Here is a 22,876-nt window from a genome sequence, read left to right as displayed (position 1 = left end):
GTAAGGTAAGGAATGTATCGAGCTGGTGTAAGCTTGAGAAAACGCAAAATCAAAACCAAAAGGAGACGGAAACGATGAACCCCATCCCCGCATTCAGTTTCACCACGGTATCCAGCATCGTCTCCGAGCCCGGCGCAGCGCTGCGGCTCGGGCAGCTCGTCGCCGAGCGTTTCCCCGGCATCAAGCGGGTGCTGATGGTGACCGATCCCGGTTTCCTGCGCACCGGCCTGGTCGAGACGCCACGCGTCAGCCTCGAACGCCAGGGCATGCAGGTGCTCACCTATTCGGACGTGATGGCCGATCCACCGGAAGCCGTGGTCCTCGCCGCGGCCGAGTTCGCGCGCAAGAACGGATCGGAACTCGTGATCGGCATCGGCGGCGGCAGTTCGATGGACGTCGCCAAACTGGTCGCCGTGCTGGCCGGCAGCGAACAGCCGCTGGCCGAGATGTATGGCATCGGTAAAGTCACGGGACAACGCCTGCCGCTGATCCAGGTGCCGACCACGGCCGGTACCGGTTCGGAAGTCACGAACATCGCCATCGTCACCACCGGCGAGACCACCAAGATGGGCGTCGTGTCGCCGCAGCTGTACGCCGACCTGGCGCTGCTGGACGCCAATTTGACCATCGGCCTGCCGCCTGTGGTCACCGCCGCGACCGGCATCGACGCCATGGTGCATGCGATCGAGGCCTATACCAGCCGCCATAAGAAGAACCCGCTGTCGGACATGCTGGCGCGCCAGGCGCTGTCGCTGCTGTCGGCGAACCTGGTGAAAGCCTGCGAGAACGGCCACGATCTCGATGCGCGCCAGGCCATGCTGCTGGGCGCTTGTCTGGCCGGGCAGGCATTCTCGAATGCGCCGGTGGCTGCCGTGCACGCCCTTGCCTATCCGATCGGCGGGATCTTTCATGTGGCGCACGGACTGTCGAATTCGCTCGTGCTGCCGCATGTGCTTCGCTTCAATTTACCAGCAGCAACTAGCCACTATGCGGAACTCGCCGGTATCGTGGTGCCCTACGCCAGCGGCAGCGAAGAAGCCCGGGCCCAGGCATTGATTGTTGCGATGCAGCAGATCGCCAAGATCACCGGGGTCGAGACGACCCTGCAGCAGGTCGGCATCACCGAGCGCGACCTGGACCGGCTGGCCGACGATGCAATGCTGCAGACCAGGCTGCTGGGGAACAATCCACGCGAGCTGACGCGGGAAGATGCGCGGGCGATCTACGCAGCGGCGTTCTGACACCTTTTGTGGCGGCTTGTCCGTCAGAAACTGCTCTGCGGTTTCTTCGCCGCCAGGAAGTCCAGCAGCAACGCATTCACCCGCTCGTGCGCCGTCAGCTGCAGCCAGTGGTCGGCGTCGCGGATCCGCTCGAAGCGGAATTCCCCATCCACGTAATGGGCGGAATCGCGCATCTGCTTTTCGCCGAGGGCCGGGTCGCGGTCGCTCCAGATCCCCATCACCGGCACCTTGATGCGCCCGTGGGCGCGCGGCGTCGACTGCGGCAGCGCCAGCTTGAGGTTGGCGCGGTAGTAGTTCAGGGCCGCCGTCAGGCGCCCCGGCGGCTCGAGGTCGCGCTTCCAGAACTCGGCCTGGCCCGGTTCGCTGGTGAACTGGCGCAGGGCGAACCAGTCGGCCGCGCGCAGCATCTGCTCGGCGATGCCGGGCATGCAGAGCATAGGGATATAGGCCATGCGCAAGTGCTGCAGGACGCCGGCATGGGCGATCGCCGACGGGTGCCCGGTCGACATCGCCACCAAGCGTTCGATGCGCTCGGGCGCCAGTGCCGCCAGTTGCCAGCCGATCACGCTGCCCCAGTCGTGGCCGACCAGGCGGACCTTGTCGATCTTCAGCGCGTCGAGCAGGCCCAGGACGTCGCCGCGCAGCTTGTCGAGCGTGTAGTCGAGGATATGCGGCGGCGCGTCGGTGCGGCCGTAGCCGCGCAGGTCGGGTGCCAGCACGCGGAAACCGGCGCTGGCCAGCACCGGCACCTGCTTGCGCCAGACGATGTGGGTATCGGGAAAACCGTGCAGCAGCAGGATGACAGGCCCCTGCCCGGTCGTGGTGGCGTGGATGCGGATCCCGTTCGCATCCACCATGAGGGATTCGTCGATCACACCTGCACCTCCTCAGTGTTAGGCCGGCTTGCTCCCGCGCTTGGCGGCATCGAAGGCCGCCAGGATCTCACCCACGATGCCGCGCCGGAACAGCAGCACGCATGCGACAAAGATCAGTCCGGTGACAATGCCCACCGATTCGCCCAGCGACGCGAACCATTCTACATGGGTCGCTGCGGCGAGGAAGTTCCCCAGGTCGCCGAGCTTGTTCTCCAGGGCGACCACCAGGAAGGCGCCCAGTATCGGCCCGGCCAACGTGCCCATGCCGCCCACCAGGGTCATCAGGATGACGAGGCCAGACATGGTCCAGTGCACGTCGGTGAGGGTCTCGAAGCCCAGCACGACGGCCTTGGTGGCCCCTGCCAACCCCGCCAGGGCGCTCGAGAGCACGAAGGCCAGCAGCTTGACCTTGTCCACGTCATAGCCCAGGGAAATGGCGCGCGGCTCGTTTTCCTTGACCGCCTTGAGCAGCTGGCCGAACGGCGAATGGACGATCCGCACGATCAGCGCGAAGCCGGCAATGAAGATCGCCAGCACGACGTAGTACATGACCAGGTCGTTGCCGAGGTCGAGCACGCCCAGCAGCTTGCCGCGCGGGATGCCCTGCAAGCCGTCCTCGCCGTGCGTGAACGGGGCGCGCAGGGCGCCGAAATACACCATCTGGGCCAGCGCCAGGGTGATCATCGAGAAATAGATGCCCTGGCGCCGGATCGCCAGCAGGCCCATTACGAGGCCGATGACGCCGGCCGCCAGCACACCCAGCACGATGCCGGCCTCGAACGGCAGTCCCAGCGTGGTGAGCGCATAGCCGGCAACATAGCCGGCGCCGCCGAAGAAGGCGGCGTGGCCGAAGGACAGCAGCCCGGTGTAGCCGATCAGCAGGTTGAAGGCGCAGGCGAACAGGCCGAAGCACAGCAGCTTCATCAGGAACACCGGATAGCCGACGAACGGCGCGACCAGGGCGACCAGCAGGACGATGGTGTAGGCGATTTTCTTATTCATAATTCCTTTCCTAAAGGGCCTCGGAAACCGTCGCGAGCGGCCGCAATGTTGGTCGAGAAGCGCAGCTGTACAAGCGTACAGCGCGCATCGCAGGCTCGGCGCCCCCACCAACATTGCAACGCGCAGTAGGTTTGCGAGGTCCTTTACTTCTCTTTACCGAACAGGCCGGCTGGACGCAGCAGCAGCACGATCACCATCACGACGAACACCACCACTTCCGAGGCTTCCGGGTAGTACACCCGGGTCAGGCCCTCGATCACGCCGAGCCCTAAGCCAGTGACGATGGAGCCGAGGATGGAACCCATGCCGCCGATCACGACAACCGCGAACACGACGATGATGAGGTTCGAGCCCATCAGCGGCGTGACGTTGATGACGGGTGCCGCCAGCACCCCGGCAAAGCCCGCCAGGGCGACGCCGAAGCCATAGGTCAGCGTCACCATCAGCGGCACGTTGACGCCGAAGGCTTCGACCAGCTTCGGGTTCTCGGTGCCGGCGCGCAGGTAGGCGCCCAATCTCGTCTTCTCGATCGTGAACCAGGTCGCCAGGCAGACCGTCAGCGAAGCTGCCACGACCCATGCCCGGTAATTCGGCAGGATCATGAAGCCGAGGTCGGTGGCGCCGGACAGCGCTTCCGGTACGTCCAGGGTCTGGCCGGACACGCCATAGATGGAGCGGAACACGCCTTCCAGCAGCAAGGTGATGCCGAAGGTCAGCAGCAGGCCGTACAGGTGATCCAGCTTGTACAGCCAGCGCAGCATCGTTTTCTCGACCAGGATGCCGAACACGCCGACCAGCAGCGGCGCCAGCACCAGCATCACCCAGTAGTTCAGGCCGAACGTGGTGACACCGATGAAGGCGGCGAAGGCGCCCATCATGTACAGCGCGCCATGCGAAAAATTGATGACGTTGAGCAGGCCGAAAATCACGGCCAGGCCCAGCGACAGCATCGCATAGAAAGAGCCGTTGACCAGCCCCAGAAGGAGCTGGCTCATCATGGCTTGCAGGGGGACGCCAAAGATTTCCATACGTTCAGATCATCACTTCCATGCGGCGCACTTGGTTTCCGCCTTGGTCGTGTAGGCCTGATCGCCCGGGATCGTGGCGACGACCTTGTAGTAGTCCCATGGCGCCTTCGATTCCTTCGGCGTCTTCACCTGCATCAGGTACATGTCGTGGACCATGCGGCCATCCGGACGGATCTCGCCGTTCTTCGCGAACATGTCATTGATCTTGGTCTTCTTGAGCTGGGCCATGACCTTGTCGGCGTCGTCGCTGCCAACCGCCTTCACCGCGTTCAGGTAGTTGATCGTGGCCGAGTAGTCGGCCGCCTGCAGCATCGACGGTTCCTTCTTCATCTTGGCGAAGTAGCGCTTGGCCCAGGCGCGGGTGGCGTCGTTCTGGTCCCAGTACCAGCCGGTGGTCAGATACAGGCCCTGGGTCGTGTTCAGGCCAAGGGTGTGGATATCGTTGATGAACACCAGCAGACCGGCCACCTTCATCTTCTTGGTCAGGCCAAACTCGTTGGCGGCCTTGACGGAGTTGATGAAGTCGCCGCCGGCGTTCGCCAGGCCCAGCACCTGGGCCTTGGACGATTGCGCCTGCAGCAGGAAGGACGAGAAGTCGGAGGCGCCCAGCGGGTGCTTCACGCTGCCGAGCACGCTGCCGCCATTGGCCTTGATGACGTCGGTGGTGTCCTTTTCCAGCGACTGGCCGAAGGCATAGTCGGCGGTAAGGAAATACCAGGACTTGCCGCCCTGCTTGACCATGGTGGCGCCGGTGCCGCGCGCCAGCGCCACGGTGTCGTAAGCGTAGTGCACGGTGTAGGGCGAGCATTCCTCGTTGGTCAGACGGGCCGAGCCGGCGCCGATGGCGATGAAGACTTTTTTCTTTTCCGCGGCGACCTTGGCCATGGCCAGGCTGGCGCCCGAGTTGGTGCCGCCGATCAGCATGTCGACGCCTTCCCGGTCGAACCATTCGCGCGCCTTGCTGGCGGCGATGTCCGCCTTGTTCTGGTGGTCGGCGACGATGAACTGGATCTTCTTGCCGTTGACTTCACCTTTCATGTCGGCGATCGCCATGCGCACGGCCTCGGCGCCGCCGTTGCCGTCGATGTCGGAATACACGCCCGACAGGTCGGTAATCAAGCCGATCTTGATGGTGTCGCCCGAGATCTGGGCCTGGGCCGGGATCGACAGGCAGGCGGCCGCGGCAGTGGCGGCAATGGCAGTGGCAATGGCGGTGCGTTTCATGGGTTGTCTCCGTTAAAAAAGATGTTGTTGTTCATACGCCGAGCAGCTCGGTCAGCTCGGGCATGCTGGCCTTCAGTTCGTCCGCGCGGATGGTTTTCACGATCTGCCCGTGCTCCATTACATAGAAACGCTCCGCCAGCGGCGCGGCGAAGCGAAAGTTCTGTTCCACCATCACGATGGTGTAGCCCTTCGCCTTCAGGGTCGTGATCATGCGCGCCAGCGCCTGCACGATGACCGGCGCCAGGCCTTCCGAGATCTCGTCCAGCAGCAGCAGCCGCGCGCCGGTGCGCAGGATGCGCGCCACGGCCAGCATCTGCTGCTCGCCGCCCGACAGCCGCGTGCCCTGGCTGTTGCGGCGCTCGTACAGGTTGGGGAACATTTCGTAGATCTCGTCCAGCGACATGCCGCCGCCCTTGCCCTTCGACGAAGCCAGTACCGGGGGCAGCAGCAGGTTTTCCTCGGTCGACAGCGAGGAAAAGATGCCCCGCTCTTCCGGGCAGTAACCGACGCCCAGGTGCGCGATCTTGTAGGTCGGCAGGTGGATCGCCTCGGTGCCGTGGATGCGGATCGAGCCGCGCCGCGTCCCGGTCAGTCCCATGATGGCGCGCAGCGTCGTGGTGCGGCCGGCGCCGTTGCGGCCCAGCAGGGTCACCACCTCGCCCTCGTCGACCGAAAAGCCGACGTCGTGCAGGATGTGCGATTCGCCATACCAGGCTTGCAGGTTCTGGATTTCCAATGCCGCGGCCATCAGTGCGCTCCTTCCAACGGCGCTTCGGTGCCCATGTAGGCCTCCATCACCTGCGGGTTACGGGACACTTCGGCATACGTGCCCTCGGCCAGGATGGCGCCGCGCTGCAGCACCGAAATGCGGTCGCAGATGCCGGACACCACGTTCATGTTGTGCTCGACCATCAGGATGGTGCGGCCGGCCGATACTTTTTTGATCAGTTCGGTCACCCGGTGCACGTCTTCGTGGCCCATGCCCTGGGTCGGTTCGTCGAGCAGCATCAGTTCCGGCTCCATGCCGAGCGTGGTGGCGATCTCGAGCGCGCGCTTGCGCCCGTACGGCAGGTCGGCGGTCAGCGTGTCGGCAAAGCTACCCAGGTCGACTTCCTCGAGCAGGGCCATCGCGCGCTCGTTCAACTGGTCGAGGCTGCGTTCGCTGCGCCAGAAGTGGAAACCGGTACCCAGCGCGCGCTGCAGGCCGATGCGCACGTTCTGCAGCACCGTCAGGTGCGGGAACACGGCCGAGATCTGGAACGAACGGATGACGCCCATGCGGGCGATCTGCGCCGGTTTCGCGCCCGTGATGTCGCGCCCGTTGAACAGGATCTGGCCCGAGGACGGCACCAGGAACTTGGTCAGCAGGTTGAAACAGGTGGTCTTGCCGGCACCGTTGGGGCCGATCAAGGCGTGGATATGGCCGCGCTGCACCTGCAGGTCTACGCCGCTGACGGCCGTGAATCCCTTGAATTCCTTCGTCAGCTTGCGTGTCTCAAGAATGACGTCCGTCATTGCGTCTCCATTGTTTCCAAATCTTACACACTTTTAGGTTTCGCCACGATACAACACATCGTTCGTGCTGGTGCCGGTGTTGCATACTGCGCGAACGCAAACCCGTTGTGCATTTTTGCCCAGCCAGGCCGCTTATTTCTCCTGTCCAGCGATCAGCTGCGCCGTCTTCTCGGCAATCATCAGGGTTGGCGAGTTCGTGTTGCCGGAGGTAATGAAGGGCATGACGGAGGCGTCGACCACGCGCAGGCCGCGCACGCCTTTTACACGCAGTTCGCTGTCGACCACCGCCATCGGGTCGTCGATTTTTCCCATCCGGCAGGTGCCGACCGGGTGGAAGATCGTGGTACCGATCAGGCGGGCGGCCTCGGCCAATTCCTCGTCGCTGCGGTAATGCGGGCCCGGCTTGAATTCCTCGGGACGGTATTTCGCCAGCGCATTCGATGCGACGATGCGGCGCGTCAGCGCCAGCGCATGGGCCGCCACCTGTTTATCCTCGGGCGTGCTGAGGTAGTTCGGCGTGATCTTCGGCGCCGCGTAGCTGTCGTTCGAGGCGATGCGCACGTGCCCGCGCGAGGTCGGGCGCAGGTTGCAGACGCTGGCCGTAAACGCGGGGAAACCGTGCAGCGGGTCGCCGAATTTTTCCAGCGACAGCGGCTGCACGTGGTATTGCAGGTTGGGCGTGGCCTGGCTGTCGTCGGAGCGGGCGAAGGCGCCCAGCTGGGACGGTGCCATCGACATCGGACCGCTCTGGAACAGCATGTACTGCAGCCCGATCTTGGCCTTGCCGAGCCAGTTCGCGGCGGTCGTGTTCAGCGACGGCGCGCCGGTGATGCGGTAGACCATGCGCAGCTGCAGGTGGTCCTGCAGGTTTTCGCCGACGCCCGGGGAATCGACCAGCGGGTTGACGCCGTGCCTGGCCAGGCTGGCGGCCGGGCCGATGCCGGACAATTGCAGGATGTGCGGCGAGCCGATCGCACCGGCGGCCAGCAGGGTTTCGCGGCGCGCGGTGGCGCTGAAGGCGCGCCCGCCGCCCGTGAATTGCACGCCGCGGCAGCGTTTGCCCTGCTCGGTCGCCTCGATCAGCAGCTTTTCGACGTGGCAGCCGGTCATGATGGTCAGATTTGGCCGTTGCGAAGCAGGCTTCAGGAAAGCCTTGGCCGTGTTCAGGCGGATGCCGCGGCGCTGGTTGACTTCGAAATAGGCGCAGCCGCCATTGTCTCCGCCGTTGAAATCCTCGATTTTCGGGATGCCGTTCTGGCTGGCGGCTTCGCGGAAAGCGTCCAGGATTTCCCAGGACAGGCGCTGGCGCTCGACGCGCCATTCGCCGCCGCTGCCGTGGACATCGCTTTCGCCCTGGTGGTGGTCTTCGCTCTGGCGGAACAGGGGCAGGACGCGTTCCCAGCGCCAGGACGGATCGCCGCTGACCTCGGCCCAGCGGTCGTAGTCGCCGGCCTGGCCGCGCATGTAGATCATGCCGTTGATCGACGAAGAACCGCCCAGCACCTTGCCGCGCGGGTAGATCAGCGAGCGCCCCGCCAGGCCGGGATCGGCTTCGGTGCGGAACAGCCAGTCGGTGCGCGGATTGCCGATGCAGTAGAGATAGCCGACCGGAATGTGAATCCACAAATAATCGTCCTTGCCGCCGGCCTCGATCAGCAATACCTGGACGTCCGGGTTCCTGGTAAGACGATTCGCAAGCACGCAACCGGCGGTGCCGGCGCCCACGATGATGTAGTCGTAATCCCCTGCCGATTCCACGCTACCCCCTCCTTGTCGGATACGGTGATGCTTCGCTTTAGCAAGCTTACCAGATCGTCAAGGCTTCGGGACTGTGGATAAGCTTCTGCATATCCACAGGTACGGATTGTGCGAAAGCCGGACTTTTCGCACAGTGCGATTTTTTATCCATTTTTTCCACTAGGCACATACAAGGCAAGCCCACCGGCTTATACGGAAGGTAAACGCCTGATCTTGTGGACAAAACCTGGCTTATCCACAGAAGAGTGCCCCCGTTAACTATTACCACTATTCTGTATTTAAACTTTAGTTGTAAACCTGAGGACCCGGTTCGAATTCGCGGCTTGGAGAAAAAAATTTTCCGACTCCGGTCGGGCTGACGCCTGGCGACGCATCGGCTTCGACGGCAAGGGCCGAGGAAGCGCTGGTGCTTCTGTTTGCCGTCTTGCTGCGCAAAAAAAAATTTCCGACTCCGACAACGCTGCTGGCCCAGGCCAGAGCACGACGTCGACCCTGCTTGCCGGCCCGAAAACGCTCCCAACGCTGGCAAACCGCCCGCCTCTGTGGACAAGCCCATGAATATCCACAGGATCGAATGTGCGAAACCGGGCCACTTGGCCGCAGCCGGTTTTTTGTCCAGTTTCGGTCCCCGCCAGAAACAAGCTTTGTGCAGCAGCTTCAAACCCAGCTAAACCATTGAGCTTGTGGAGAAAATTCGACTTATCCACAGAAGAGCTGACGTTTACTATTACTACCAATATAAATATCTATTTAAATTAACTAATACAAGAAAGCGGCTGCGCGTGGAAAACCCGAAGTGCTGGACGCCAGACTGGTCCAGGCACGCCGACCGCGAAGACAAACACGGCTGCAGACGAACACGCGCCAACACTGCTCGACTGTTTTTTTGTCTTCAGGAAGAAAGTGGAACAGCCGAGATCGGCGCAAGGAAGGACGACGGCGTCATGCTGACAGCCGATCTGTAGGCAAAAGGCTAAGTTCGCTCACTACTCAGCCACCAGTCGACCATCAGTTGACCACCAAGCTGCCCGGTAAACCGGGTCGTCTGTGGAAAAACGCCTGCATATCCACAGTGGCAAATGTGCAGAAGCCGCTTTTTTGCTGGCCGAAGCGTTTTTGTCCAAGATCGGTTCAAGCTGGATACAATGCTTTTCCAGCTCATCCGGAAGCACGTAAACCTTTGACGCTGTAGACAAATCTCGTCTTATCCACAGCAGAACCGTCGTTTACTATCTACTACCAGTTTTTATATACATCTTGTTTTATTAAAGCTCCAAGGCCATCCAGGACAAAAAAACATGCGATTAGGAATCATCAGTGCTTTGCACGAAGAACAGCAGGGCCTCGTAGAAGCCATGGAGAGGCCCTACAAGCTCATGCACGGCATGCGTGAGGTCTGGGGTGGGAAACTCTGGGAAATCGACGCTGTGTGCGTTCTATCGCGTATAGGCAAGGTTGCCGCCGCCATGACAGCCACCATGCTTGTGGAGAAGTTCGGAGTTACGCACATCCTGTTCACGGGTGTGGCCGGTTCCGGTGATGCTTCGGTGCGCGTCGGCGACGTCGTGGTGGCGGAATCCCTGGTCCAGCACGATATGGATGCGAGTCCGCTGTTTCCGCGCTACGAAGTGCCGCTGACGGGCCTGAGCCATTTTGCGAGCGACCGCCAGATGACGCTGGAACTCGCCTACGCCGCCCAGCGCTTCCTCGAGCTGGAGCTGGACGAAGCCATCGATGCCCAGGAAAGGGCCCTGTTCGCGCTGCAGGCGCCGCGCGTGCACCGTGGCCTGGTCGCTAGCGGGGACCAGTTCGTCAGCCACGGGGACCGCATCAGGGCCCTTGGCGAGGTTTTACCCGGCTTGTTGGCGGTGGAGATGGAAGGCGCCGCGGTGGCGCAGGTATGTTTCGAGCTGGGTATCCCGTTCGGCGTGATCCGCACGATTTCGGACAACGCCAATGAAAACGCGGCCACCGACTTCATGCGTTTCGTGAAGTCGGTGGCCGCGCGTTATGCCTTTTATATCGTCAGGCAGTTCTGTGCCCAGCTTCAGGCCAGCAGGGTATCCGCCGGCACGTAGTCGTAGCCCAGGTCCTTCGCCACGGCCGCATACGTGAGCTTGCCTTGGCAGACGTTCAGGCCGTTCTTGAGGTGCGGATCGTCGCGCAATGCCTGGCGCCAGCCCTTGGTCGCCAGCGCGACGGCGTGGCCGATGGTGGCGTTGTTCAGCGCAAAGGTCGAGGTGCGGGCCACCGCGCCCGGCATGTTCGCCACGCAGTAGTGCACCACGCCATCGACCACGAAGGTCGGATCGGCATGCGTGGTCGCATGCGAGGTCTCGAAGCAGCCGCCCTGGTCGATCGCGACGTCGACCACCACCGCCCCCTGCTTCATGCGCGCGACCATGGCGCGCGTCACCAGCTTGGGCGCCGCCGCACCCGGCACCAGCACGCCGCCGATCACCAGGTCGCTTGATACCACCGCTTCCTCGATCGCGTGGGCGTTCGAGTACAGGGTCGCGATCCGGTTGCCGTACACCAGGTCGAGCTGGCGCAGGCGGTCCACGTTCTTGTCCAGCACCGTGACCCGGGCGCCGGTGCCGACCGCCATCTGCAGCGCATTCGTGCCGACCACGCCGGCGCCGATGATCACCACGTGGCCGGGAGCCACGCCCGGCACCCCGCCCAGCAGCAGCCCCATGCCGCCCTTCGATTTTTCCAGGTGGCTGGCGCCGGCCTGGATCGACATGCGCCCCGCCACCTCGCTCATCGGCGCCAGCAGCGGCAGGCCGCCGCCCGCGCCGGTGATGGTTTCGTAGGCAATGCAGACCGCCCCGGACTTCACCAGCGCCGCGGTCTGTTCCGGATCCGGCGCCAGGTGCAGATAGGTGTACAGGACCTGGCCTTCGCGCAGCATCGCGCATTCCTGCGGCTGCGGCTCCTTGACCTTCACGATCATGTCGGCGCGCTCGAAGATTTCCTTCGCGCCGGCGGCGATACTGGCGCCCGCCGCGATATATTGTTCGTCGGATAACCCGATCTCGGCCCCGGCGCCGGTCTGCACCAGCACCTGGTGTCCGCGCGCCACCAGTTCGTGGACGCTGGGCGGGGTCAGGCCGACCCGGTATTCATGGTTTTTGATTTCTTTGGGAACGCCTACTAGCATGTCTGTCTCCAAGTTGAACAACTTAAACGACTGCTCACGTGAAAACCGGGGCATGTGCCCCGGTCGTTTCTTCTTATGCTTACAAGCTCAGCGTCATCAGGCTTGCGTTACCGCCAGCCGCGGTCGTGTTGACGCACACGGCCCGTTCGGCCACCAGCCGCCATAGGGCGACCGGCTCACCCGGCCGGGTATCGACGATGCCGACGATGGCGCCAGTCCGGGCCGCCAGTTTCGCCGGCAGATTGCCTTGTACACCGGATTCGACCAGGGCCAGCTGGATCTCGAGGCCATCCAGCTCGGCTTCGCCGATGAAGCGCACCTGTGCCCTGACTTCCGCCGGCAGGCTGGCCAGCGCCTCGTCGCGCGCATCCGCGAGCACCAAGGCGCGGTTGCCCGTCACCAGCACCGCCGCCAGCTGGTTCAGCAAGCCTTTCGTACTGCCCGCCGCGCACAGGATGGCGCCGCGCGGCACGAAGCCCAGCACGTTGCGCTCGCCCGTCGGACCCGGCAACTCGAGGCGGATGCCGTCCAGGGTGGTGGTCGCGTACTGCTCGGCCAGCACCGCGACGTCGCCGTGACCATTGCCCTGCGCCCAGCCCATCAGGGCGTCCAGCGCCGGATTGCTCTGGCGCGCGTGTTGCAGCAGCGGCGCCGCATCCTTCTGCAGGCGCTTCAGGTAGAGCGGACCGCCGGCTTTCGGACCGGTGCCGGACTTGCCCTCGCCGCCGAAGGGCTGCACGCCGACCACGGCGCCGACGATGTTGCGGTTCACGTAAATGTTGCCGACATGGGCGCGCGACACGATGAAATCGATGGTCTCGTCGATGCGCGAATGCACGCCCAGGGTCAGGCCGTAGCCGGTGCCGTTGATGGTGTCGATCACCTTGGCCAGGTCGGCACGGCGGTAGCGCACGATGTGCAGCACCGGACCGAAGACTTCGCGTTGCAGCTCCGCCATCGAGCCGATTTCCAGGACGGTGGGCGGCACGAAGGTGCCCTGCGCCTCCAACCCGGCCGGCAGTTCCAGCGCGAAGTGGCTCCTGGCGCTGGCGCGGGTAGCCTCGATGTGGGCCAGCAGGTTCTGCTGCGCTTCGCGGTCGATGACCGGGCCAATGTCGGTGGCCAGGCGGTCCGGCACGCCCACGCGCAGCTCCTGCATGGCGCCCTTCAGCATCTTGATGGTTTTATCGGCAATGTCGTCCTGCAGGAACAGCACGCGCAGGGCCGAGCAGCGCTGGCCGGCACTGTCGAAGGCTGACGACAGCACGTCCTGTACCACCTGCTCCGGCAGCGCCGACGAATCGACGATCAAGGCGTTCTGGCCGCCGGTTTCGGCAATCAAGGGGATGTCGCAGCCTTCGTCGGCGGAGCGCTTTGCCAGCGTGCGGTTGATCAGTTGAGCCACTTCGGTCGAGCCCGTAAAAATCACGGCTTTTACACGCGGATCCGCAGTGAGGGCGGCGCCCACGGTCTCGCCGCGGCCCGGCAGCAGTTGCAACACACCCGCCGGCACGCCGGCGTCGTGGAACAACTGCACCGCGCGGTGCGCGATCAGCGGAGTCTGCTCGGCTGGCTTGGCCAGCACCACGTTGCCGGCGGCCAGCGCGGCGGCGACCTGGCCCGTAAAAATCGCCAGCGGGAAATTCCACGGGCTGATGCAGGAGACTGCGCCCAGCGCGTGTGCATCGCCGCTGATGCGGATTTCTTCCGAGTAGTAGCGCAGGAAATCGACCGCCTCGCGGATCTCGGCGATCGCATTCGGCAGCGATTTGCCGGCTTCGCGCACGGCCAGGGCCATCAGCTCGGCCATGTGCTGCTCGAACAGGTCGCCGACTTTCGCGATGATGTCGGCGCGGGCGCTGGCGCCCATTCCCTCCCAGCCCGGGAAGGCGTTCGAGGCGGCCTGCAGCGCGGTATCGACGTCGGCGACCGTCGCCTCGGTCACCTGGCCGACGATATCGGCCGACTGCGCCGGGTTGATTACGTTGACGGCGCCCACGGCTTCCAAAGGGCCGTCGACCAGCGGCGCGGCCAGGTAGTGGCGCGGGGCGCCAAGTTCGGCCGCCAGTTCGCGCAGCACGTCTTCGTTGGCCAGGTCCAGACCGGCGGAATTCTTGCGGTCGGCGCCGTACAGGTCGAGCGGCAGCGGAATGCGCGGGTGCGGCAGGCATTTCGCGGCGCGGGCCTGCGCGAACGGATCGGCCAGCAGGGTGTCGATCGGCACGCTCTCGTCGACGATCTGGTTCACGAACGAGGAGTTGGCGCCGTTTTCCAGCAGGCGGCGCACCAGGTAGGCCAGCAGGGTCTCGTGCGAGCCGACCGGCGCGTAGATGCGGCAGGCTTTACCCAGCTTGTCGGCGCCCACGACCTGGTCGTACAGCGTCTCTCCCATGCCGTGCAGGCACTGGAATTCGTAGTTGTTCACCCCGTCGGCCTTGGCCCAGGTGTAGATCACCGACAGGGTGTGCGCGTTGTGGGTCGCGAACTGGGCGTAGATGAGGTCGGTGGCGGCCAGCAGCTTTTTCGCGCAGCTCAGGTAGGAAACGTCCGTGTACACCTTGCGCGTGTAGACCGGGTAGCCGGGCAAGCCGTCGACCTGGGCGCGCTTGATCTCGGCGTCCCAGTAGGCGCCTTTGACGAGACGTACCATGAACTTGCGGCCGCTCCTGCGCGCGAGGTCGACCACGTAGTCGATCACGAAGGGGCAGCGTTTTTGATACCCCTGCACCACCAGGCCGATGCCCTCGAAGCCGGCCAGCTCGGCGTCGAAAGCCAGCGCTTCCAGCATGTCGAGCGAGATTTCGAGGCGGTCGGCTTCCTCGGCGTCGATGTTGATGCCGATGTCGTACTGCTTGGCCAGCAGCACCAGTTTACGTACGCGCGGCAGCAGTTCTCCCATCACGCGGGCGTACTGGGCGCGGCTATATCGCGGGTGCAGGGCCGACAGCTTGATCGAGATGCCCGGACCGTCCTTGATGCCGCGGCCGTTCGAGGCGCGGCCGATCGCGTGGATCGCGGCTTCGTAGGAAGCGTAGTAGTTGTCGGCGTCCAGCTCGGTCAGGGCGGCTTCGCCCAGCATGTCGTAGGAATAGCGGTAGCCGCGGCCTTCGTTCTCGCGGCTGTTTTTCAAGGCTTCGTCGATGGTCTGGCCGGTCACGAACTGGTTGCCGAGCATGCGCATGGCCATGTCGACGCCCTTGCGGATCAGCGGTTCGCCACCCTTCGCGATGAGGCGGGTCAGCGCCGCGCCCAGGCCCTTCTCGCTGCTGCCGGAGACCAGCTTGCCGGTGATGAGCAGGCCCCAGGTGGCGGCGTTCACGAACAGCGACGGCGATTCGCCCAGGTGCTTTTTCCAGTCGCCACGGCTGATCTTGTCGGCGATCAGGCGGTCGGCAGTCTCGGCGTCGGGGATGCGCAGCAGGGCTTCGGCCAGGCACATCAGGGCCACGCCCTCTTCCGACGACAGCGAGAATTCGTGCATCAGCGCATCCACGCCCGAGGAGCGGGTACGTTTTTCGCGCACGCTCGACACCAGCCGGTGCGCCAGCGTGGCGGCGTCGGCGGAGACCGCGGCTCCCTGGGCCAGCAGCCATTCGACGGCCGCGGTTTCGTCGCGGCGGTAGGCCGCGGTGATCGCGGCGCGCAGCGGGCTCTGCTCACGCTTGGTTTCCGCCTGCAGGGCGTCGAAGGGAACGAAGGTGATGGCCGGGGTGGCGGCAATGTTCATGAAATCTCTGCAAAAAAAGATAAGGGTTGCATACCGCTCATGCAGAACGCGCCGGACCGTTGGCAAACGGCCGGCGCGGGCGGGTATGTAGGTACATGATTCGATTGTAGAGGGAAATCTTCTGGATTAATTCTGTTTTTACAGAAGACTAGCAATAGATAGTTTTTGGTGAGAGAATTTGACCAAATAATATTTATAGTGGAGAGAGAAAAACATGCTGGACAAGATCAGCAAGAAAATCCTTGCCGAGCTGCAGAACGACGGGCGCATCAGCAACGTCGAACTGGCCGCACGCGTCAACCTGTCGCCCGCGGCCTGCCTGGAACGGGTGCGCAAGTTGCACGAGTCCGGCTACATCATGGGTTACACGGCCCAGCTGAATCCCGTGTTGCTGGACGTGTCGCTGCTGGTGTTCATTGAAGTGGTGCTGGACCGCACCACCCCGGAAGTCTTCGACGCCTTCAAGCAGAGCGTCCAGCTGATTCCCGAGGTGCTCGAGTGCCACATGGTGGCCGGCGGTTTCGACTACCTGGTCAAGGCGCGGGTGAAGGATATGGCGGCCTACCGCGAATTCCTCGGTAAAACCTTGCTGCAGAAGGGGGTGCGGGAGACGCACACCTATGCGGTGATGGAAGAAGTCAAGAATACGACCAAGTTGCCGATCAAATAGGCAAGCACTGGCCTGTCCCCGCCTTCGCGGGGGCGATGGCGATCAGGCGATCTTCTCCATCTTTTCCGTCATTTCCGACTTGTGCGGCAGCGTCTTCTGTGCCGTCACCGACAGCTGTTCGAGATTCGTGCGCAGCCAGCGGTGGGCCGGGCTGCGGCCGTCGCGTTCGTGCCACAGCATGTCCAGGTGCACGGCCGGCAGCTGGAACGGCAGTTCGCGCCATATCAGCGAGTCGGCGGCGCCGGTCGAGGCGATCAGGTGGCGCGGCAGCACCGTCACCAGGTCCGAATTCGCGACCACCCGGCCGGCGGTGAAGAACTGGTTCACGGTCAGCAGGGTGCGGCGTTCGCGGCCGAGCTGCGCCAGGGCTTCGTCGACCAGGCCGTGGGCGCGGCCCGAGAAACTCACCAGCAGGTGGTTCGCCTTGCAGTAGCTGTCCAGGTCCAGCTTGCCCTGGGACAGCGGGTGATTCTTGCGCATCACCGCCACATATTCACCCGAATACAGGCGCTCGTGGCGGATCGGCGAGCCGGTTTCGTACGACAGCTGGGCCGCCACGCCGGGGAAGAAGCCGACGGCCAGGTCGATGTCGCCGCGCAGCAGCATCGGCCGCGGCTCGCGCGTGGTCAGCGGCACCATGCGGATGTTCACCCCCTGCGCTTCCTTTTCGATCGAACGCACCAGTGACGGCAGCCACAGCGCAGCCGTCGCATCGGCCATCGCGAGGCGGAACGTCGCCTGGGCCTTGGACACATCGAAGGTTTCCGGCATCACGGCCGCTTCCAGCGCGGCCAGAGCCTGGCGCACGGCCGGCCACAGTGCTTCGGCGCGCGGAGTCGGTTTCACGCCGTAGGCGGTGCGGATCAGGAGTTCGTCGCCGAGGCTTTCGCGCAGGCGCTTGACGGCGTTCGATACCGCCGGCTGGGTCATCGCCAGGTGGCCGGCGGCGCGGGTCAGGTTTTGCTCGGTCATGACGGCGTCGAAGACGCGAAGCAGGTTGAGGTCAAGCGTGAGGAAGCTCATGGGGTCCGTTCGGGGCTGCGTTTTTGTAGTGTCTTCAAGTGTACCCGATTTCCATTCACGATCAATATAAGACCTATCAGGAAACGTGATTAGATTTATATGTTGCGTTGCACTATAGTTACATGCAACCTCAACATTAAACATGTTTTACGCTTAATTCAGCCTTAATCCAGCCATGTCTTTCACTGCCACCCTGTTCCAAGCACCGATGACGGCCATGCCGTTCATGCAGCTATTCACCAGCATGGTTCAGCTGATCTTGCTGGGCGGCCTGTTGATGTTCTTCCGTCCACTCCTGATCGGCATCGCCCGTGCGCTGGTGCTGGCGGTGCGCCCTCGTCCCACCAAGGACGAACTGGCCGCGCGCCGCAAGCTGCGCCTGGCGCGTGCGCTGCATTCCTGATCAGTCTTACCCCGTCTTTCCCCTTGAACGGCGCCCGGATACCGGGCGCCGTTTTTTTTCGTCTTTTCGATCCGTTCACCCTGCAGGCGACGAGCGGGAATGAAGAACCGCCGTCGACTTCCGGTCGATCGGGTTTTCTGGGGATTTTTTAAGCTACCGATTTAACATTTAGTCGATATGGTATGCATCATGCATAAATTCGAATATGCAGAAGTGTCCATGATCAATGCATATTGATGAGTTTTGGGTGGTATTTGAGAGAAGTATGGCTTGGATTTCCTGTTTGGTGCCAGCTTCTATCGAATCTCAATATTTTAAGAAAGAGAGTATGAAAGAGGCAAATTGAAGAACTTTATCGATGAGTTGTCGATACAAAGACAGAAGTTCAATCAAAGTCACTTGATATGGATGAGTTATCGTTACTTCGATCATATCGAATGCATGCGCCGCCAGAGGCGTCCGAAACGCCTATAGGGTCCCGCCTCATCCTAAAAATCGGCAGCTGCGCAGTCAAAAAATGCGGGCGAAAAAAAACGCGGCGCCGGTTGCCCGGGGCCGCGTCAAACCAGGACGCCGAGGAAAGAATTACCGGGCTTCGCCGAGCAGGGCCGGCTTCAAGGAGCGGTCGACCGGCTTGTCGCCCAGCCAGATGCGCAGGATGGCGTTATAGAAGGTGATATCAGGGACGTTTTCGATCAGCTTCTTGCCGTTCAGCTCGATCTGGGTACCGCTGCCCGGGATCCAGTCGATGTGCAGGTTGTCGCCCTTCTTGAGGCCATCGATGGTGGCGAACATCTCGCCGAACTTGCCGATCTGGGCCACGATCCTCTGCTTGTCCGCCTTGTCCACGTTATCGTTCAGCCCATCCATGAAGGCCTTGCCGAAATCTTCCGACGAGATATCGCGCGCCATCTGCAGGGTCACGCGGCGCGGGCCTTCCTGCTTGAGGACGTCGGCCACCACGGTCTTCTTTTCCGGCAGGTAGAGGCCGGCAGCATAGACCTTGACCACGAACTTGGTGCGCATCCCGGCGCCGTTCAGTTTCAGGTCCTTGCCGGCGACCTTGGCCGTGTCCTCGAACTTGTAGCCGTTGACGTCGACCGATGCCTGGGCCGGCAGGCTGACGGCGGCCGCCAGCAGGGCGCCGGCCATCATGCCCTTGACGACGAGCCTGCGGGCGAAGGTGCTGGTGATGGTGGAAGTCATGTGTATCTCCTCAGGAATGAACTGTAATGAACTGTTGTGGTTGCTGCGGCAGGATCGGCCTGGGCGCCGCGGCCTGGTCGAGTTTGAAAACGCTGACTGCGCGCGCCAGCCGCGCCGCCTGTTCCTGCATTGCCGCCGCCGCCGCGGCCGCCTCTTCGACCAGCGCCGCATTCTGCTGCGTCGTCTGGTCCATCTCGGCGATGGCCTGGCTGACCTGGGCGATGCCGGCGCTCTGTTCGACGCTGGCGGCCGTGATTTCTCCCATGATGTCGGTCACGCGGCGCACGCTCTCGACCACCTCGGCCATCGTCACCCCGGCCTGCTCGACCAGGTGGCTGCCTTCATGCACTTTATCCACAGAATCGCTGATCAGCAACTTGATCTCTTTCGCCGCCGCCGCCGAACGTTGCGCCAGGTTGCGCACTTCCGACGCCACCACGGCAAAGCCGCGTCCCTGTTCTCCCGCGCGGGCCGCTTCCACCGCGGCATTCAGGGCCAGGATATTGGTCTGGAACGCGATCCCGTCGATCACGCCGATGATGTCGACGATCTTCTTCGACGAATCCGTGATCGATCCCATGGTGGCGATCACGTGCGGCACGACGGAGCCGCCGCGTGCCGCCACTTCGGACGCCTGGGCGGCCAGGACGTTCGCCTGGCGCGCATTGCCGGCGTTCTGCTGCACGGTTCCGGTCAGTTCGCGCATCGAGCTCGAGGTCCGGGCCAGCGAACCGGCCTGGGTTTCGGTGCGCGCCGAGAGGTCGAGGTTGCCGCTGGCGATCTCGCCGGACACGCCCGACATCGATTCGGTGCTGGTGCGTACCTCGCCGACGATGCGGATCAGGCTGTCGTTCATGTGGCGCAGCGCTTCCATCATCTGGCCACTCCCAGAGACAGCAGGCAGGCCGCGGCAGCCAGTATCGCGATCAGCATTTCGGTGCGCTGCGTGACGGCGGCCGCTTCCTGGCCGGCGCGGGTCATGGCCGCGTTCTGGTAGGCGACGAACTGGTCGAGCTGTTCGAAGTAGCGCGCTTGCTGGGGACGCAGCGAGAACATGAACTTGACCATGGCCTCGTCCTTCTTGTCCTCGTTGACCAGGCCGACGAACTTGGCCTGGGCCGGCAGGAACTTGTCCTGGATGACGGCGATCGCCTTCAGGATCCCGGCGCCTCCGGTGTCGCTGGTATGCCTGGCCAGTTCCGCCACCGCCGCGCTGGCCCTGGCGCTGCGTTCTTCGGTGGTGGCCAGCTCTTTCTTGATCTGGTCCGGATCGCTCATGATCAACACGTTGAGCATGCTGCGCGTGGCTTCGCTCATGTCTTCCTTGACGCGATTGGCATATCTCTGATCATTTTGTCTCCTGGCCCAAGGAAATAGTATGGGCGTGCTATTTTTTTGATAATAAATATAGCATCAAGTTATCTGCCATAACTAAATATTCGGGACTATTTCGATGCTGCGTGCGCACAAGCGACTTCACCGGGGCGCGCGCATGGACGAGCACCGGCAGCCACCGAGGGCAGCGTTTTTATGTGCAGGAGAAGAACAGGCAGCGCGAGGACCGTGCTGCCTTTATTGGACTATGCCGTCCGCCGGAAGCTCAGGCGGCCGCCTTGGCGGCGGTCAGCTTTTCGTATTTGGCCTGGAGTTCTTCGCGGGTTTCGCGCCACTCCGGATTGAAGGGGATGCAGGCGACCGGGCACAGTGCCACGCACTGGGGTTCGTCGAAGTGGCCGACGCATTCGGTGCACTTGTGCGGGTCGATCTGGTAATACTCCACGCCCATCGAGATCGCGTCGTTCGGGCACTCGGGCTCGCATACGTCGCAATTGATGCAGTCGTCGGTAATCAGCAAGGCCATACTTTTACAACCTGTATTGAAGTTCAGGCCTTCGGTGCGGCGGCCATGGCGGCGATCTTCTTCTGCAGCCAGCGGTCGACCGAAGGGAACACGAATTTAGAGACGTCGCCACCCAGCATGGCGATCTCGCGCACGATGGTGCCGGAGATGAACTGGTACTGGTCGGACGGGGTCAGGAACAGGGTCTCGACGTCGGGCAGCAGATAGCGGTTCATGCCGGCCATCTGGAATTCGTACTCGAAGTCGGACACGGCGCGCAGGCCGCGCACGATCACGCGCGCATCGTGCTGGCGCACGAAATCCTTGAGCAGGCCGGAAAAACTCTCGACCTTCACGTTCGGATAGTGACCGAGTACTTCGTTGGCGATTTCCAGGCGTTCGTCGAGCGAAAAGAACGGTTTCTTGTTCTTGCTGTCGGCGACACCGACGACCAGGGTGTCGAACAGACCCGATGCGCGACGCACCAAATCCTCGTGGCCGCGGGTCAGCGGATCGAAAGTTCCCGGATAAACGGCTACAACCATTGCGGCTCCCATGGAGAATGCACCTGAATAAGGGCGCATTATGCCTGAAAATTCGGCAGCCGCCTCGCTGTGGGGAGGTTTTGCGGTTTTTTAGTGCAACTTCAGCAGGCAAAAGTGAACCATGCCGGCTTTATCGCCGCGCACCAGCTGCCAGGGCGATAACCACTCGGGCGTACTACCCTCCTCGCCTTCGGCAAACGGCAGGGCCGCGCCCGACTCTGCATACACCAGGCCGCCTTCCTTCAGCAGCCCTGCACACAGCGGCAGGGCCTGGCTCAGGAAATCCTGTTGATAAGGCGGATCGAGGAAGATCAGGTCGAAGCGCTGGCCGCGTTGGGCCAGGTCGCGCGCGACCGCGAGCGCATCGGCGCGCAGGATCTTGACCTTGTCCGCCTTGAGCTTTTCCTTGATGGCCTCCAGCTGGCGCACCACGGGTCCGAAGCTGTCGATCATGGTGACGGAGCGAACGCCGCGGCTGGCCGCTTCGAAGCCGAGGGCGCCGCTGCCGGCGAACAGGTCGAGGCAATCGAGGCTGTCCCAGTCGCCGTCGATCTGGTGCCTGATCCAATTGAACACGGTTTCGCGTACGCGGTCCGGCGTCGGGCGCAGGCCGAGGGCGTCGAGCACGGGCAGCGGGGTGCGCTTCCAGGCGCCGCCGATGATGCGGACTTGTTGCGGCGGGCCGGGACGGCGGGGGAACGAAGGTTTGTGTGAGGACTTCTTTTGCATGGGGGCGGACTATATCACTTGCCCTGGGCCAGCGCGTTGAAATCGTTGATCCAGCCCTGCATCCGCTTCTGCGCATGCGCCTTCTGGTCCGGCGTGGTCAGCTTGATTGCCGTCAGGATGAACTTCGAGGTGTTATCCACATAAGCGTCGAAGAAGGCCTTGCGGTCCGGCGCATCCATGCGGTCGAAGAATTCGCGCAGCGTGTCGTGGACGGCCGACATGGTCTGTTCCTTGTTCAGCTTCTGGTCGTGCACGCGGCGCAGCAGGGACACGATCTTCTTCTGGCGCAGCATGCGTTCCTGCAGCCAGATCTCGTTGTCCAGCGGCCGCGCATCCGAGGCGCGGCGCAGCTGGGCTTCCTGGTCGTGGTTGAAACCGCCGAACCACAGGTTGAGCTGGTCCATCGCCTTCTTGAAACGCGCCTTGTGCTGGTCTTCCACGCTGCCGCTCATGAACTCGCGGCGGAATTTGTCGTTATTCTTGGCAAATTTCTGTTCCATCTGGCCGATCTGGTCGGGCTTGATCGACATTGCCAGGTCGGCCAGTTGGGGCAGTGCCTTGAAGGCCAGCAGCTCGGTGCGCGCCTTGATGTCGCGGTAGTCCGACAGTAATTCATCCTGAGTGACATTGCCGTCGCCCATCTGGCGCTGCATCTTGGTCAACAGGCCGGCGTAATCGCGCAGCTGGGTCGTACGGTGCCACTGGAACAGGTTATCGATATCTTTCTTCACCCAGTCGGACTGATCACTATCAAGATCGAGGTATGCATTCAACCACCAGTACAACAAGGTGTCGCCATGGTTGTAGGTGAAGCGGATCGTGCTGCAACCTGCGACAACGACCATCAAGGCGACCAGAAACAGCAAGCGTGCGCGCTGGAACAGGGATTGAGGCGTGTTAAAATTTTTCATATTAATCAACTACATT

The 22,876-nt window shown here is 62.8% G+C and carries 19 protein-coding genes and 1 pseudogene; 4 read left to right on the top strand and 16 right to left on the bottom strand.

Features of this window, described 5'->3' with window-relative positions; translation table 11 throughout:
* The first annotated feature begins 83 nt into the window (after window positions 1-83).
* Window positions 84-1,241 (top strand): iron-containing alcohol dehydrogenase, encoded by a 1,158-nt coding sequence (locus tag ACI48D_RS06425; protein ID WP_435570446.1) that lies wholly within the window; start codon window positions 84-86, stop codon window positions 1,239-1,241.
* A gap of 23 nt (window positions 1,242-1,264) precedes the next feature.
* On the opposite strand, the gene ACI48D_RS06420 is transcribed toward ACI48D_RS06425, so the two are convergent.
* The 7 genes from ACI48D_RS06420 to ACI48D_RS06390 all read right to left on the bottom strand — a co-directional run bounded on the left by ACI48D_RS06420 (window position 1,265) and on the right by ACI48D_RS06390 (window position 8,643).
* Window positions 1,265-2,116, bottom strand: coding sequence for an alpha/beta fold hydrolase (locus ACI48D_RS06420; RefSeq protein ID WP_435570387.1), 852 nt, complete (start codon window positions 2,114-2,116; stop codon window positions 1,265-1,267).
* A gap of 18 nt (window positions 2,117-2,134) precedes the next feature.
* Window positions 2,135-3,118, bottom strand: coding sequence for a branched-chain amino acid ABC transporter permease (locus tag ACI48D_RS06415; RefSeq protein WP_435570386.1), 984 nt, complete (start codon window positions 3,116-3,118; stop codon window positions 2,135-2,137).
* Between the two features lie 143 nt (window positions 3,119-3,261).
* Complete coding sequence (locus ACI48D_RS06410; protein ID WP_435570385.1) at window positions 3,262-4,146, bottom strand: branched-chain amino acid ABC transporter permease; 885 nt, start codon at window positions 4,144-4,146, stop codon at window positions 3,262-3,264.
* 12 nt (window positions 4,147-4,158) lie between these two features.
* A complete protein-coding gene (locus tag ACI48D_RS06405; RefSeq protein WP_435570384.1) occupies window positions 4,159-5,370 on the bottom strand; it encodes an ABC transporter substrate-binding protein in 1,212 nt (403 codons plus the stop codon).
* Between the two features lie 31 nt (window positions 5,371-5,401).
* A complete protein-coding gene (locus tag ACI48D_RS06400; RefSeq protein WP_435570383.1) occupies window positions 5,402-6,118 on the bottom strand; it encodes an ABC transporter ATP-binding protein in 717 nt (238 codons plus the stop codon).
* Window positions 6,118-6,885, bottom strand: coding sequence for an ABC transporter ATP-binding protein (locus ACI48D_RS06395; RefSeq protein ID WP_435570382.1), 768 nt, complete (start codon window positions 6,883-6,885; stop codon window positions 6,118-6,120). Before ACI48D_RS06395 ends, ACI48D_RS06400 begins: the two co-directional genes overlap by 1 nt.
* Window positions 6,886-7,017: 132 nt before the next feature.
* Window positions 7,018-8,643, bottom strand: coding sequence for a GMC family oxidoreductase (locus ACI48D_RS06390; protein WP_435570381.1), 1,626 nt, complete (start codon window positions 8,641-8,643; stop codon window positions 7,018-7,020).
* Window positions 8,644-9,941: 1,298 nt separating this feature from the next.
* On the opposite strand from ACI48D_RS06390, the gene ACI48D_RS06385 reads away from it, so the two are divergent.
* On the top strand, window positions 9,942-10,721 hold the full coding sequence (locus ACI48D_RS06385; RefSeq protein WP_435570380.1) for a 5'-methylthioadenosine/adenosylhomocysteine nucleosidase: 780 nt from the start codon (window positions 9,942-9,944) through the stop codon (window positions 10,719-10,721).
* On the opposite strand, the gene ald is transcribed toward ACI48D_RS06385, so the two are convergent.
* Window positions 10,691-11,806: an alanine dehydrogenase gene (ald, locus tag ACI48D_RS06380; protein ID WP_435570379.1), complete on the bottom strand. Its 1,116-nt coding sequence runs from the start codon at window positions 11,804-11,806 to the stop codon at window positions 10,691-10,693. The two genes, ACI48D_RS06385 and ald, sit on opposite strands and share 31 nt — an antisense overlap.
* A 79-nt stretch (window positions 11,807-11,885) precedes the next feature.
* A complete protein-coding gene (gene putA, locus ACI48D_RS06375; RefSeq protein WP_435570378.1) occupies window positions 11,886-15,533 on the bottom strand; it encodes a trifunctional transcriptional regulator/proline dehydrogenase/L-glutamate gamma-semialdehyde dehydrogenase in 3,648 nt (1,215 codons plus the stop codon).
* Window positions 15,534-15,747: 214 nt separating this feature from the next.
* On the opposite strand from putA, the gene ACI48D_RS06370 reads away from it, so the two are divergent.
* Window positions 15,748-16,203, top strand: a complete 456-nt coding sequence (locus ACI48D_RS06370; protein WP_435570377.1) for an Lrp/AsnC ligand binding domain-containing protein — start codon at window positions 15,748-15,750, stop codon at window positions 16,201-16,203.
* A gap of 42 nt (window positions 16,204-16,245) precedes the next feature.
* On the opposite strand, the gene ACI48D_RS06365 is transcribed toward ACI48D_RS06370, so the two are convergent.
* Window positions 16,246-17,226, bottom strand: a complete 981-nt coding sequence (locus ACI48D_RS06365) for a LysR family transcriptional regulator (RefSeq protein ID WP_435570376.1) — start codon at window positions 17,224-17,226, stop codon at window positions 16,246-16,248.
* A gap of 175 nt (window positions 17,227-17,401) precedes the next feature.
* Between ACI48D_RS06365 and ACI48D_RS06360 the strand changes: the two genes are divergently transcribed.
* Window positions 17,402-17,629 (top strand): hypothetical protein, encoded by a 228-nt coding sequence (locus ACI48D_RS06360; RefSeq protein ID WP_435570375.1) that lies wholly within the window; start codon window positions 17,402-17,404, stop codon window positions 17,627-17,629.
* A gap of 585 nt (window positions 17,630-18,214) precedes the next feature.
* Here ACI48D_RS06360 and ACI48D_RS06355 read toward each other — a convergent pair.
* The 6 genes and pseudogenes from ACI48D_RS06355 to ACI48D_RS06330 all read right to left on the bottom strand — a co-directional run bounded on the left by ACI48D_RS06355 (window position 18,215) and on the right by ACI48D_RS06330 (window position 22,860).
* Window positions 18,215-18,835 (bottom strand): chalcone isomerase family protein, encoded by a 621-nt coding sequence (locus ACI48D_RS06355; protein WP_435570374.1) that lies wholly within the window; start codon window positions 18,833-18,835, stop codon window positions 18,215-18,217.
* 10 nt (window positions 18,836-18,845) lie between these two features.
* Window positions 18,846-20,113: pseudogene (locus ACI48D_RS06350) on the bottom strand (methyl-accepting chemotaxis protein).
* Window positions 20,114-20,435: 322 nt separating this feature from the next.
* Complete coding sequence (locus tag ACI48D_RS06345; RefSeq protein WP_435570373.1) at window positions 20,436-20,696, bottom strand: YfhL family 4Fe-4S dicluster ferredoxin; 261 nt, start codon at window positions 20,694-20,696, stop codon at window positions 20,436-20,438.
* Between the two features lie 23 nt (window positions 20,697-20,719).
* On the bottom strand, window positions 20,720-21,220 hold the full coding sequence (gene coaD, locus ACI48D_RS06340) for a pantetheine-phosphate adenylyltransferase (RefSeq protein WP_230025540.1): 501 nt from the start codon (window positions 21,218-21,220) through the stop codon (window positions 20,720-20,722).
* A gap of 90 nt (window positions 21,221-21,310) precedes the next feature.
* Window positions 21,311-21,949 carry a 16S rRNA (guanine(966)-N(2))-methyltransferase RsmD gene (gene rsmD / locus ACI48D_RS06335; protein ID WP_435570372.1) on the bottom strand — a complete coding sequence of 213 codons (639 nt, stop codon included), beginning with the start codon at window positions 21,947-21,949 and terminating at the stop codon, window positions 21,311-21,313.
* Window positions 21,950-21,963: 14 nt separating this feature from the next.
* Complete coding sequence (locus ACI48D_RS06330) at window positions 21,964-22,860, bottom strand: DUF6279 family lipoprotein (RefSeq protein WP_435570371.1); 897 nt, start codon at window positions 22,858-22,860, stop codon at window positions 21,964-21,966.
* Window positions 22,861-22,876 lie beyond the last annotated feature (16 nt).

The organism is Massilia sp. LXY-6 (genome assembly GCF_051233485.1).
Taxonomy (GTDB): Bacteria; Pseudomonadota; Gammaproteobacteria; order Burkholderiales; family Burkholderiaceae_D; genus Telluria.
Note: the sequence above shows the minus strand (reverse complement) of the source record. Positions and strands in the feature narration are given on the sequence as shown.